The sequence below is a fragment of the Pseudoalteromonas sp. G4 genome, from assembly GCF_028875915.1.
Lineage (GTDB): Bacteria > Pseudomonadota > Gammaproteobacteria > Enterobacterales > Alteromonadaceae > Pseudoalteromonas.
Genome location: NZ_JAPEHW010000001.1, coordinates 39737 through 53134, shown reverse-complemented (window position 1 = coordinate 53134; position 13398 = coordinate 39737). Strand labels below are relative to the sequence as shown.

At 39.5% G+C, this 13398-nt stretch carries 11 protein-coding genes; 3 read left to right on the top strand and 8 right to left on the bottom strand.

Going from position 1 to position 13398, the window contains the following annotated elements:
• Positions 1-7: 7 nt before the first annotated feature.
• Positions 8-1423: a DcaP family trimeric outer membrane transporter gene (locus ON073_RS00225; protein WP_274759848.1), complete on the bottom strand. Its 1416-nt coding sequence runs from the start codon at positions 1421-1423 to the stop codon at positions 8-10.
• A gap of 516 nt (positions 1424-1939) precedes the next feature.
• Positions 1940-2779: a GNAT family N-acetyltransferase gene (locus ON073_RS00220; protein WP_274759847.1), complete on the bottom strand. Its 840-nt coding sequence runs from the start codon at positions 2777-2779 to the stop codon at positions 1940-1942.
• Positions 2780-2962: 183 nt separating this feature from the next.
• Here ON073_RS00220 and ON073_RS00215 point away from each other — a divergent pair, with 183 nt between their 5' ends.
• Positions 2963-3406 (top strand): hypothetical protein, encoded by a 444-nt coding sequence (locus tag ON073_RS00215; protein WP_274759846.1) that lies wholly within the window; start codon positions 2963-2965, stop codon positions 3404-3406.
• 79 nt (positions 3407-3485) lie between these two features.
• On the opposite strand, the gene ON073_RS00210 is transcribed toward ON073_RS00215, so the two are convergent.
• The 4 genes from ON073_RS00210 to ON073_RS00195 all read right to left on the bottom strand — a co-directional run bounded on the left by ON073_RS00210 (position 3486) and on the right by ON073_RS00195 (position 8056).
• Positions 3486-3875, bottom strand: a complete 390-nt coding sequence (locus ON073_RS00210; RefSeq protein ID WP_274759845.1) for a GFA family protein — start codon at positions 3873-3875, stop codon at positions 3486-3488.
• 127 nt (positions 3876-4002) lie between these two features.
• Positions 4003-4692, bottom strand: coding sequence for a polyphosphate polymerase domain-containing protein (locus ON073_RS00205; protein ID WP_274759844.1), 690 nt, complete (start codon positions 4690-4692; stop codon positions 4003-4005).
• Positions 4689-7325 carry a hypothetical protein gene (locus ON073_RS00200; RefSeq protein WP_274759843.1) on the bottom strand — a complete coding sequence of 879 codons (2637 nt, stop codon included), beginning with the start codon at positions 7323-7325 and terminating at the stop codon, positions 4689-4691. Before ON073_RS00200 ends, ON073_RS00205 begins: the two co-directional genes overlap by 4 nt.
• 2 nt (positions 7326-7327) lie before the next feature.
• Complete coding sequence (locus ON073_RS00195; RefSeq protein WP_274759842.1) at positions 7328-8056, bottom strand: DUF4956 domain-containing protein; 729 nt, start codon at positions 8054-8056, stop codon at positions 7328-7330.
• 484 nt (positions 8057-8540) lie between these two features.
• On the opposite strand from ON073_RS00195, the gene ON073_RS00190 reads away from it, so the two are divergent.
• Complete coding sequence (locus ON073_RS00190; RefSeq protein ID WP_274759841.1) at positions 8541-9920, top strand: Lcl C-terminal domain-containing protein; 1380 nt, start codon at positions 8541-8543, stop codon at positions 9918-9920.
• A gap of 10 nt (positions 9921-9930) precedes the next feature.
• A complete protein-coding gene (locus tag ON073_RS00185; RefSeq protein ID WP_274759840.1) occupies positions 9931-10551 on the top strand; it encodes an outer membrane beta-barrel protein in 621 nt (206 codons plus the stop codon).
• Between the two features lie 180 nt (positions 10552-10731).
• On the opposite strand, the gene ON073_RS00180 is transcribed toward ON073_RS00185, so the two are convergent.
• Together ON073_RS00180 and ON073_RS00175 are read right to left on the bottom strand one after the other, a co-directional pair.
• Complete coding sequence (locus tag ON073_RS00180; protein ID WP_274759839.1) at positions 10732-10908, bottom strand: hypothetical protein; 177 nt, start codon at positions 10906-10908, stop codon at positions 10732-10734.
• 197 nt (positions 10909-11105) lie between these two features.
• The gene (locus ON073_RS00175) at positions 11106-13226 is read right to left on the bottom strand and encodes a methyl-accepting chemotaxis protein (protein WP_274759838.1); all 2121 of its coding nucleotides are present in this window, start codon (positions 13224-13226) and stop codon (positions 11106-11108) included.
• Between the last annotated feature and the right edge of the window lie 172 nt (positions 13227-13398).

Sequence of the window (13398 nt, the reverse complement as noted above, 5' to 3'; positions counted from 1 at the left end):
TTGTTCCTTAATATTTGAATCCAAACGACGTTTGTAGTCTGAAGTTATCTGCTTTTGTACCGAATTTATCTTCTACCTCACCATACTGAAGCTCTATGCCTAACTTCGACATTTCGGTTGGTGACCAAATTAAATTTGCGGTGGAATAAATACTTTGTTTAAACGAGCGATTAAACTGAGTAGATAGGTTATCAAGTGTCATCACGCTTAAACCCACACTACTGCTCATATCATCTTGCCATTGATGGTCAAGGTAAACAAAACCGCCTGTTGCTGTTATTGCCTCAAGGTTGCCTTTGGCATTTATACCTGCATCAGAACCACCTGTTTGTTCCGAATACAAACTACAGCAAGGGTCATTGATATAACGGCTAATACCATCACCATGCACCACTTGATATTTAATGCTGCTCTGCGTACTCACATTAAAAGTACCCGATAAATTAACACCCCAGCCTAACGTTTCATCACTTTGCCAAGGCGTTTCATAGCCTAGCTTGCGTAAAATAAACGAACTTTTAAAATGACCAAACTCACCTTGTTTTAGATAATAAGCTGTGATGTCTGGTAGTTCGTTTACTTCGTCATAAAGATACACTTGCTCGCCTGTGCTACTAGGGTACGCAAAATCAGAATCTGAGCGCTCTAGTGACACTGCAAATTTGCTTTGCTTATCTAGATTAAAGGTGTAACGGACTTGAGGTTGACGTGTGAAGACCATTGAGTTTGGTCCCCAGTAATCGAGAATATTGGGGAAGGAATCAATATCCATAAATCCGGTGAAGGTCTGACCCGCACCAAAGTTACCGAGTTCACCCCATAGATGGGTTAAATGGAATCCTGCGTTGCCATCGCTTTGAAACATATCAAATTCAAAGCGCGTTTTCATTTCGCCATATTTAGTTGGTGTAAAACTTTTTAAATAGAGTTTCGACTGTCCAGCACTTAACAAAGTGTTGTCGTCGACAGTGTCTTTTTCAAAAGCAATAGACGAGGTTTGGAAACCTGCGCGATTGGTCATTTCGCCACTATTATAGATAGCATCTAACCAAATATGACCGCCAATTTGTAAGCGCGTATCGGTACCGCTTAAACGAATACTGCGCTCAGGTGCTTTGTATTGGTGGCTTGGCCTTTGCTTAAACACAGCCAACTCGTTATTTTTTTCAATATCTTGCTGATATGAAAGAGTATTCGCTTCTGTTTTTTTGCCAGTGTGTAGCTGCGTTTCTAACTTTTCAATGTGCTTATCTTTTTGCTGTAATGCATTTTCTAATTTAGATAAACGTGCTTCTAATTCTAAAAGGCGTTTTTCTAAATCACTATCATTGGCATAAGTAAAGCTGGATGAAATTAATAGACTTAATGCGCTTAAACGCAACAAGGGTGAAATTGGGGATCGTTTTATTTGTGTTGTAGACATGTCATTTCCTTACTAAATCTACGATGCAAAGCGACTAATACTTCTTCCAACAAGCATCGCTCAACTATTAACCATAGTTCCATAAAAAATCGCATTCGACAACACCAACCAGCGGAAATTTAAGAAATATTTTCTTAAAAACGTTAGCTTGGCAACTTAGTGTCATAACTCGCTGGTTAGCAAATGCGTTTCAAGCAGACTATATCCCATAATCAAGTCGCTTTTTATGACATACGTCATGCTTAAATGCGATCTGCTCAAGCTAAAAAGGGACTAGGATTGCTTATAGCAAATTAATCAAAAACAATAATTTTTAGTTATTTATAACAAAAGTATGACGTTTACTAGCACATTGAAAATAAACAGAAAATAGCACTTTTAAACAGAGTTACACACCTTTTCTGGGGATAACCTTCTAGTACAAAGAGGTGAATGTATTAGTTTTGATTCTGCCTTTTATTAACCCCTTCATAGCGAAGGGATCAGTTAGAATAATACTTATGCGTTTGTGATTAACTAACCCAGTTCAAAGGTCGTAATGCCAAAAATTTTATTGCTATTCGTTTTCGGTAACCCTTTTTGATACATGCGTGAAGTTGCAAACACCACTTCCATTTTTTCAGTCTCTGCCAAACGCACTGCATCTGGGTTATTCTCAGGCACATCTAAGATGATGATTTCACCTTGAATATCCTGTTGCAAAGCATGAAAGATATCAGCCGCGATTGCTGGTGAGTCTGCAAATAATGGCCCTACTTTATAACCCTCTTGGCATTTTCGCCTCACTGCGTAACCTTTAACTACTCCATCTTCTAATACACACACCGCCCTGCCATGTTGCTGCATCAGCCATACAGATAAAAACGTCTTGCGCGGTGCACTGAAACATTGCAGATCATAGTTTAGAATAGCGGAAATATGTGAATCCGTTACTTCCGAGATAGCTGAATTTATTTGCTTTGAGCTGGCTATTTTTTGAAAGCGTTTATTTTGATAATACGGCACATAGCCAATGCGTTTATAGATCTCAACATTTTCCAATACACCATCAATCCCTACGTTCCGCTCACCGCAATAGTTAAGTCTGTGCTTAGTGAGCTCAAGCCCATACCCTTTACCACGATGTGCTGGAGCAACGATATATAATCCACAAAATGCATAATGTTCATCGTACCTAACAGCACTTCCTACCGCGACAACTTCACCATCTACTTCACCAACAAAAAAACCGGTTGGATCCGCAAGATAAAATAGCGCAGCATCATTTATGCCTGGATTCCATCCTTCTTGCGCTGCCCAATTAGTAGCTATGCTCAATTCTTCTGGCAACATGGTTCGAATTTTAAGTTGTGACATATTGGGTTCTTTAAAAATAGTATTTATCTGAGTTAGTTAGCCTAACCTGCAAGCACTAAGGTGTAAATTTAGTTTTTAAAAACAGCGTCAAATGACTCCAAAAAACCAAATTTGTTGAAATCCCCTTTAGAGAAAAACAATTTTACCGATAACAGAAGTGCTTAATTATTTCCAAGGACGAACATGAGCATTGCAAACATTGGTAAAATTCCCTTTGCTATTCAAACACCCCCAAAACTGCAGCAAACACCATCGTCACAAAGTGAAGATGCACAAGCTAACAATAGTAATGACTCCATTACTATTTCAGCTGAAAGCTGGCAAAAGCTCAAAGAAGGTGAAGACGCCAAAGAACAAAAGCGTAGTGCATTGCCAAAGCACATCCAAGACTTGATTAAAGCGATTGAGCGCATTATCGAACAGGTTGAAATAGCAGAAGAAATGTTAGCACACGCGAAGAATGCGGATTATTCCGACGAGAAAGCCAAACAAGTTGCGATTGATAGCCAGCAGAGCTTTTTAAACTCGCTAGAAATCGCACGTTTTGATGCTATTCAATCACTGCAAGAAGCTATGAAAGAGGCAGGTATTGAAGACATGAGTATTATTACGGATCTAATGCGCTAAATAACCAAGAATTAAGTCACATTAAACTGCCGATACATTTAGCATTTTAAAAGCACACAGTAGAGTATCGTATTTTACGCTATGTGCTTTTATGTGCCAGTGTATGTGCGTTATTTTCCCAATTTTGACCATCAAATTCGACAATCTTGATACTCTTTGGCACCGTATCTAAACAGTTAACATTGATATCAATGCCATCGGGGTTTGAACGTGGCGTATAAAAAGGCTTAATGCCACACACTTTACAAAACGTGTGCTTTGCTATGCCCGTATTAAAGGTATATTCACTGAGAAATTCTTTACCTTGCTTTAGCTGAAAATTACGAAGCGGCACGATTAGGTGAAGAAAGCCTGCCTTTTTGCAAATAGAGCAGTTACACCTTTCCACCTCAATAGTCTGAGGCGCATCTACTTCAAACTTTATAACACCACAGTGACAGCTACCTTGATATTTTACTAAATTTTCCACGCAAAAAGTGCCCTGTATAAATTCATTATTAAATGTAATTTTGCATTATTACCCAAAACAAAATATAAACAATGAAATTTTAATGACCTATTTCCCTTCCTTCTGACATGTGTTAGCAGTCTTTACTTTATTGCCACATCAAACTGCGAATACAGTTTACGTATTTAGAATGCCGTGAAGGTCTAAGTGGGCAACTTGCTAATAAGTTACTAAGTTCATGCTCGTTTTCAGCATTGGTTTTAAGCTCTAATAACACATAATCACCAAGTGGAATGCCTTTGCTTAAATTAGCTTTTTGACGATAACGCTGATCAAAGGATTCTATTTTTGTATCAAAGGTAGCGCGAATTTTTTCATCACTGGAAATATAATATTCGCGATGATAGCGACAAATAATAATCGGGCTATGCTCTGTTGCCCACAAACACTGAGCATCAACGGGTAGATTATTATAGGCTGATTTAAGCGCATGCTGCCAAGCAAATTGCGGCTCAGTAAAATCAAGTTTTGTGTCATAGATCACTTTAAAACCTTTACCCGCTTGACGATGTTTAAATTCTAGCTTTGCTTTTTCGCCATTGGTTAAATCTCCATACCAGCGAATGCGTACTTTTTTACGTGTACTAATGCCGCTTAAATTTTCTTCGTAACGAGCTAGCATTGGCGTATCTAAGTACAAGCTATTTATATCTCTTGGCGCATAGTGCTGTCTAAATAGCATGTTGTGTGTCTGTAGCCAAATTTGAACTTCTTGTAATCGGTTAAGTGGCACAGGCACTTTTACTTCAAACCGATATTCTCTTGGTTGTGTATTCATTTTGGTTTGTCCGATTTCATTACTGTGTTGTAGAGATCTTTCACATCTAGCGCTTCGCTTTGAATAGCTAGGCCATTGACCAATAGCTGACTGCCTAGTTCAGCGGTTTGTTTAATATTGCATTCGCTATCAGTGCAGAGATAATCAGTAACGCGCATTACTGCTGGGCCAAAAATGCGTTTTTTCGAATAACTCATTAACGCTTTATGTTGGATATTTGATGCGCGCACATGATGCGCTTCTATTAATGAATTATCTTTCGCTACAAGGCCGAAATTCACATCATTAAAATGAGTATCACTGACCATCAACTGGCTATGCTCACCAGCTGAAATTGCTTTATCGCGAACATTATTGAACTTGGCATGTTTTACTGTGAGGGTTGACCCACTTACATCAATACCATCACCACCTGAACGAAATCCAATATTGGTAAATTGACTGGTATCGAGAACCCCTGTACAAAAATCACAATCAAACGCATCCGAAAGTGCATTTTTAATGGTTAAATCATAAATATTTACATCTGCGTTTATGATGTTCAGGCCATCTTCTGATTGATTATCTGTAATTTGCACAGTGCGCATATTGACATTGCCTTTCACAAAATAAATCGCCCCACGCGGTTGCCATAAACCTAGTTTTGGGCTGCTAGCATAACTAATGTAAAGGTGATCTACTTGATGGGCCGTATTTTGGTCTTTCGCAAACACACTCAGGCCTGACCATTTAGAGGTATTTTCTTGTCTTGTCATAATCACAGGCGCATTTGGCGTACCTTGACTAAATAAAGAACCAAACACCATCAGTCCCGCATTTCGCGCAAATTTAAGTGTGGTGCCTTGTGGAATAACCACCTCGGTATTGGTTGGAGTGACTAAATAATCATTTATTTCCCACTCACCCGCTTTAAACTCCCATTTATTCTGAGATTGCGTAATAAAGTGAGCATACTTAGTACTATCAAACGGATTCATTCCGCCACGAGGAATAAAAGCAAGCGGTGCTGTGTCTTTTTGGAAAAAGAAGGTTTCATTACCTTTACCTTTTAGAGCCACCCTTGCTGAAATAGCATTTAAACGAGATGGTAGCGTTAATGCGAGTGTCTCTCCCGGGGCAATTCTAACCGGTAATTCATCGTTAATTTGCTCAAGTGGTGAGATTTCTTGGCGCTTAGTGATGCCTTCGATACTGTTAATAATAAGCGGCTGCTCTTCAGTATTGGTTACCTGCCAAACAAGCTTGCCATCTTGCTCATTTAAACGGCTGTATAAATCCCAATTTGCTTTGGCTTTATAGTTATCCATTTGTTTATGAAGCTCACTACTGACATCAGCTATTTGGCTACACTCAGCGCTTTGATAATCATTTTGCCAACAAGCCGCTTGTTGCTTCATCACATGATAATTAAAAGGCGTTATAAGCGGGCTATCAAGATGCAAAGATTTGATAAATGTTTTGTCATAGCTTTCAAGCGCTGGGATTAATTTAGAGTCTAGCGAACTTAAAAGCTGCTCTTTTGCCGCTAAATAGTGCGCATTAACCACATCATCGGCAAGCATTGCTTTACTTAATGCAAAACGGTGGCTTGGTGGTTTCATTAACCAAATGTGCTTAGCTGGGGTTACTGCCACATCACTTTGAATAGGTTCGAGCTTGGCAATATGCGGGTTGTAATACCAACGCCAATTGTTCCAGGTTAATGCATGCCAAGCGCCCCACAAATCAACCATAGCAAGGTATTGACCTAATCGCGCAGCATCAAATACATCGCTCGCGGGACGTTTGCCTGTTAAAAAGTCATCAAGTAATGCAAGTGCAATTTGACGCTGATTAGCAAGAGCCTGATTAGCTAAAATGGTTTTTTGTTGCAACACTCGCGGTTTTAAAGTGCGAGTGACTTGCCCTTGGCTATTGGTTGTCTCTGATAACAAATCAAGGCGAGTGATTAGACCTTCCGTGCGATTATTCACGGCTAGTAGGTCTTGGCTAAAGGCTTGTTCAAACAACATTACGCCCCAATCAGCGCCATTTACCACTAACTTAACCGGGATATTTTGCGGCGAGATAATATCAAAGCCACTCACGTCTAAACTGTTGGCAAACAGGTTTGGCCCCTGATTTACCCGAACACTTGGTGCAACAAGGGCAAATTTGCGCGAACCAAACATTGCTTGTTTTTTCTTTAACTCAACTTTAAGTGACCAGCGATCCGCTTTATTTACATGATCAAGCATATCACCTTGTAACCTTACTTTTGCTTCGTACTTTTCTTTACCAAAGTAAATTACACCGCTCACTTGACTGCGATTTTCAGGAATGATGCCACGCTCAAAAGCACTACGTCTGTCCTCTTCTAGCTTGAGCCAGTCTTGGTATTTAATATCAACTTTAATAAGTGGCAAATCGGTTTTTGCTGTAAGGTAGCTGTATGGCAAGGAGATTAAACTCGATGCCAACTGCACTGCTTTTTCTTTGCTTGAAAGGTGTGTTGCGACAAACCCTTTATCAACTAAAAAACGTTTTACTGCACCAGTTGATGGCAACAACAAAATGGCTAACAGTAACAGGCTGAATACCAATTTAAGTTGCTCACCACGGTTTGATTGCTGTTTTGCTGTGTCTAAACGCATAACTAGACTCCTGCAATATTGTGTTGCTCGAGAAGCGAAATATTGATGCCATTAAACGCATTTGAAAGGGCATTCATGCAAGCATCGATTTGCTTTTCATCGCTCACTGAGATAAAGAAACTGGCATCAAAACGGGTATCTGCAATGTCAATGCGGCGCAGTTCAATACGGTCAGCATGGCTTGCAAGTAACGCTTTGAGCTCTGATACCAATTGAGTGTCTTGATAACCTGTATCTGATACATGATTAAGTGATAGAAATAGGCCATTTTCTTGCTTTGTTTGGCTGTCACGTTTTTTTACCCAGGCAATAAGTAATAGGGTGACAAAGCACGACACCACGGCCGCTAACGTTTGACCCGCCCCAAGCGCGACCGCGATACCGATATTTAAAAACAGATACAGCAACTCTTCAGGCTCTTTAATCGGTGTTCTAAAACGGACAATAGACAGCGCGCCAACTAAACCAAGCGCGAGCGCCAGTGAAGCCTTAACCACAGTGATAATTAAAATGACACTAAGCATTAACAGTGGAAATAAACGCGAAAAGTCTTGGCGATTACAAAAGGCACTGGCGTATTTGCGAAAGTGCGCGCCTATAATGCTCGCCATCACAAAACCAATAACAAGGTTGAGTACCAGTGACGCAAGCTGCACACTTGCGTAAGGAAAAAACATATTGCGAATGTCTTTAGGCAGAAACGCAATTAACATTGGGTCGACTGATTCCATAATGGCTCCTAATAGATTGCTAACGTAATTAAGGGCGGTGAAGCTATTGTGTTTAATGTTCAACAACGCAACACGCTTAACAACATCTAGGCAATTACCAATCCAAATCAGTCCATACCGCTACATGCAACATCTGAAACTTTAAATAAAAAACATAAAAATCAATAACTTGAACTTTTAACCAATGCTTTTCGGTAATACTTTTACAATAACCAATCGATATTAACTCGCAGATAATGCTTCGCATTTTGCAAATACTCAGAACTCGATTTGCAATTTATTTAACTTATCAATAGCAAATTTACTTAAAGAACTACCCTGCCTAACACCAATAAAACATCCACACATAATTAACAAGCCATTATTTATCAATAACTTGAACAAAGATACTTTTCTATTAATCAGGTGTATCGTCCATACTTTACATACCACTGGTTTTAAATTTGCACTTTATTTATCAAGCCAAATTGAATGGAGCAAAGTCATGGCGTTAAAAGTGTATAAAGCCGCAAATATCAAAAATGCGCTGTTAGTGACGGCACTGGTTTTTGTTGCTTCTTGTAAATATGAAGCGGTCAATGAGGTACCCGCAACATCTTCTAGTGCTAATTCAAATCAAGTTAGCGCTATCGATTTTGCCTTACCTATGTGTGATGGTGAATGCACTTGTGATGAAGCGCAAATTGACTTTAATGATACCGGCTCTTTGTTGGCAGGTGATTATCCTGAAGGTAATTTTCCAAACTGCAATAGTCAGTCTGGCTTTTTACAGGATTGTGATGTGGGTGCAGATATTGAGCAAACTAATAATGACGACGGACATGCAGGTTTTAGTTTCACAAAATTAGACAACAATGGTAATGCTTCGTTTGACAGTGAGTTTACGCCTGTTTGTGTGCTTGATAATGTTACTGGTTTAATTTGGGAAGTTAAAACCTTTGCCGGCTCAGGTGATTTACAAGATGCCGCACACACCTATAGTTTTCGTGATGATAATTACCCCGCATTTTCTACATTAAATGGTGGTGAATGTGACATTGAATGCGATAGCCAAAGTTACTTAAATCGGCTAAATCAAAAAGCAGTTTGTGGTTTTAGCGATTGGCGTCTGCCAAGTAAAATTGAGTTACAAGAACTGGTTAACTACAACACATTCACCCCTGCGATAGACACAAATTATTTCCCAAACACCAAATCCAGTTTTTACTGGTCAAACACATTGGATGTAGATGATGAAGGCAGTATTTGGGCAGTCGATTTTAATGTTGGCCGAGTCGCTGGTGGTGTTAGTTCAACCACCCGTCACATTCGTGCGGTGCGTGGTCAAAACAGATTGCTTAATCAATTTGAAAGCCCAACTGCAGAAGAGCAATTGGTAAATAACCGTCGTTTATTTGCCCCGCAACAACGTTGTAATACCATCGAAGCAAACACCGCACCAAGTAACCGTTATAAGCAAGATAATAATGGCAATGTACTTGATACATTAACAGGCTTAATTTGGCAAAAATGTGTGATAGGGCTCAGTGGTGAAAACTGTGAGCAAGGCCAAGCCGAAAAGCTCGATTGGCAACAAGCCTTTGAGGCCGCAGCTAATTTAAATGACGAAACCCCGAACGCTAACCCCTGGCGATTACCCAGTATAAAAGAGCTGCAACAAAATATTGAACTGGCCTGTGAAGAGCCACCGCTTAACCCCTTTGCCTTTAAAAATATTCCGTTTGGTGAAGTGTGGAGCAGTACACCTGCGCCGCGTAACGATAACGCAAGTTACCAATACCAGTATCAAAACAGCATTATTTTCTACAGTGCTCGGCAGAGCAAACATTACGTGCATTTAGTGCGCAACTGTAGCACATTTTAGGAGATAGATTATGAAACTAGTCAGCACAATTGGCATGTCGCTGTGTTTATTCGCAGCAAATGTTAATGCAAAAAGTGAAATCAATTTTTATGATTATTCAATCGGTGTGAGTTACCAAAACCTCACTGCCAGTGACTATCGCGCCACTTCTGATGGGCCGCTAATAAATGCTGGTAACGCACATGCCATAGGACTTTATTATAAAGGTGAACCCCACCCATACTTGCAGTTTGCGACTGGTTTAGACTATATGTACATGGATGATACATCGCCATTTACGCAAACAGTTAAAAATGAATTAACTGGGCAAGTGAGTAATAAAGAGTCATCAATTACCGGGTTTGCAATGTATGCTGAAGCAGGCTTTAAATTCACCCCAGACAGTATTGATAGATTGAGTATTGGCGTACTAGGTGGCTATCGCTATAACAATATAGAACGTTCAGTGTTTCGTTGCGATAGCTGTGAAAGCCAAGAACTCAGTGATTTTGAAAGTTCGATGTATGCTAAAGGGTTTATTGAATACCAGGTAACTCAAGATGTACATATTCAATTAAATTATTCTACTTTTTTTGCCGACAACGGCTTTGATAATGGCTTAGGCATTCATATTAGTGTGTTTGGTTTATAATGCAACATTACCACTTTATGCCGCCTTAGGTTATGAGAACCAGCATGTACTATTTTGCCCAGCGACACTGGAACCTACACCGTTACAATCTTTGATTTATGGCCTAGATGAATAAAAAAACACTTGCTGGTTGAAGGCAAGTGTTTTTACTGGTTGGGATATAATTGGTTACTTAGAAATCTATTTGTGACGCACTAGGTAGGTTGCTATCGCAGCAACTGCACCAATAACAACAGCACTTGTCATGCCAGCACCAATCAATGTACCAAGCGTTAAACCAAGCGCGAAAACGGCTACGCCACCTTCAATAAGATGAGAAATATCAAAATCTAATGTGTTGTTGTCTGTAGTTGTCATGGTGAAAACCCTGTCGTGTTGATGGGTGTAGTATAGGCAGGACTGATGAGATTAAATTTGCTTTGTGTTTAACGGTTAAATTCGGTGATATTTGGTTGAATAGGCGGTTAAATTGAACATTTCAAGCATTGGCGGCGAAATGAAAATGGCTTCAATGTGTCGTATAAAGCAAACTAAACATTGAAGCCATGAATATTTTACTCCGTTTTAAGTTGGCTAAGCTGCTTGTGTTTTTGCTCAACTAAATAGGTTAATTGTGCAGCTGCTTGCTCCACGGTATCTGCCAGTTCTGAAAGCTCTGCAGCAGCGTCTGAAATACCTGTCATATTGGCACTTAAGTCTTCGGTTACAGCACTTTGCTCTTCAGCAGCTGTTGCTATTTGAGTCACTTCATTTGAAATAAGCGCTAGCTCATTCACCATTTCACCCATTTGTGATGCCGCTTTAGCACAATGTGCCATCGCATCACTAGCCTGAGCCACAGACTTTTCAATTATCGTCTCAGATGTGCCTACTTCACTTTGTAAGTTATCAATCAATTGGCTTATTTCATTGGTAGAATCTTGCGTTTTTGAGGCAAGCGAGCGCACTTCATCAGCGACAACTGCAAACCCCCGCCCCTGCTCACCTGCACGTGCAGCTTCAATGGCGGCATTAAGTGCTAATAAGTTAGTTTGTTCAGCAATAGAGCGGATAACATCTAAAATATGTGTAATATCATTACTGCGCTGGGCAACTGCACTGATTGAATCTTTGGCACTATTTACATGACTTGTCATGGTTTCTACTGAATGCGATGCCGCCACAATGCCACGCTCACTCTCTTTTACTTTCAGGTTGGTATTATTGGTTGTGGTAGCTGCATTTTCTGATGAGCGAGCAACTTCACTTGCCGTTGCACTGAGTTCATTAATGGCTGTAACAACACTATCAATTTCCATGTGCTGCATATTAACTTTGGCTTTAATTTCTTGTGCCGCCTGAGAAGTATTGGCTGATTGATTAAACGAATCATTTGCAAGCGCTTTCAAACCGTCAATCATGGTGCGCAATTTCTGCGTAAATTGATTAAAGCCTGATGCAAGTAGAATAAGTTCTTCATGCTGTGTCACAGTCAAGCTAACAGTCAGATCGCCTTCGCTACTGGCTAAATTTTCAATACGCTGTTTAATATCAGTTATTGGTTTGACTATGGTACGTAAAATCACAATTGAGACAGCAATAGCAATAACAGATACCAATACGCCAATCATTACCATCGTTTTACCAACACTTGCTGTGGCACTTGCTTGACTTTCAGCTAGTTCAACAGCACTCGCTAGCGCAACACTTTTTGGCAGTTCAATTATTAAACTCCATGTTGTATTTGCAACATTAATTTTGATGGGCATCGCAAACACAAGGTTATTACCTACCTCAATATTTTCTTGGCGCTTGCGAATGTTCATAATGCTATTTGCATCACCATTTGTAAGCGATTCACTTAAAGGGCGTGCAATTTTTTTGTAATGGCTAGAACCCACTACTAGGCCAATATTACTTAAGATAGTTACTTTGGCTTGCCCATTGTAAAGGCTATTCGAAATACTCTCTGTAAGCGATTGGAATTTAGGCAAATTTATATCAGTTCCTACGATCCCTATAAATTTATTATTACTGATTATAGGTACTGTTAATGAAGTCATTAATTCGGACTGCCCCGGCTCAATTTCGTATAAATATGGCTCCATAATGCACGGCTTTTGAGTATCCTTAGCGCACAAATACCATTCACTTTCGCGAAAGCCAAATTCATTTTTATCACTCAAATACTTTTCAGCAGCATCTTCAACCTGGTGCTGCACTAAGCGGCCATCATTTTCACGGGTGATGTATATTTCAAGCGTGCCAACTCCTGGTACTGAATGCGTAAAGCCATTACCAAATTCACTGTCTTTTTGGTCGTAACCATTTGCTTCAAATTGGGCATAAATCGACGATATATCAGGATTTTGTGCAAGTGCACCTAAGGTCATTTGATATACCCCCTCACGCGATAATGGGGTTGTTTTGGCTGTATTGGCTAACCCACCAGAAAGTGTCAGCGGAATTTTATATTCAGTGTTGATGTACCCTGCAATTTCAGTCGCATAATATTGTGTTTTACTCATTAACTTATCGTTAATTTCATCTAATAAAACAGACTGAACGCGGCTACTTTGTGTTTGATTATTATTATTTAATTGTACCCAACTAATTGCTACTAACGTGATAACTAACAGCGCTAAAGTAGTTGAAATAAATGCGATTAACTTTGTTTTTATTGAAAGGTGATGCATAAATCCTGCGTCTCGTTAATTTGTGCTCCTTTCAATATAGTCAAACTACAGAGAAATAACGGAATTATTGCTAAATTAACGATTTTTTTATGCAGAATTTAAAAAGTAATTTTGACTTAACAAAATAGTGTTTTAGCAAAGCGCATTAAAACTATTTAAATTATATTTTATT

Bases quoted from the DNA above. Each gene is read 5' to 3' on its own strand.
- ON073_RS00225 (WP_274759848.1), bottom strand. From the start codon at position 1,423: ATGTCTACAACACAAATAAAACGATCCCCAATTTCACCCTTGTTGCGT.
- ON073_RS00220 (WP_274759847.1), bottom strand. From the start codon at position 2,779: ATGTCACAACTTAAAATTCGAACCATGTTGCCAGAAGAATTGAGCATA.
- ON073_RS00215 (WP_274759846.1), top strand. From the start codon at position 2,963: ATGAGCATTGCAAACATTGGTAAAATTCCCTTTGCTATTCAAACACCC.
- ON073_RS00205 (WP_274759844.1), bottom strand. From the start codon at position 4,692: ATGAATACACAACCAAGAGAATATCGGTTTGAAGTAAAAGTGCCTGTG.
- ON073_RS00200 (WP_274759843.1), bottom strand. From the start codon at position 7,325: ATGCGTTTAGACACAGCAAAACAGCAATCAAACCGTGGTGAGCAACTT.
- ON073_RS00195 (WP_274759842.1), bottom strand. From the start codon at position 8,056: ATGGAATCAGTCGACCCAATGTTAATTGCGTTTCTGCCTAAAGACATT.
- ON073_RS00190 (WP_274759841.1), top strand. From the start codon at position 8,541: ATGGCGTTAAAAGTGTATAAAGCCGCAAATATCAAAAATGCGCTGTTA.
- ON073_RS00185 (WP_274759840.1), top strand. From the start codon at position 9,931: ATGAAACTAGTCAGCACAATTGGCATGTCGCTGTGTTTATTCGCAGCA.
- ON073_RS00180 (WP_274759839.1), bottom strand. From the start codon at position 10,908: ATGACAACTACAGACAACAACACATTAGATTTTGATATTTCTCATCTT.
- ON073_RS00175 (WP_274759838.1), bottom strand. From the start codon at position 13,226: ATGCATCACCTTTCAATAAAAACAAAGTTAATCGCATTTATTTCAACT.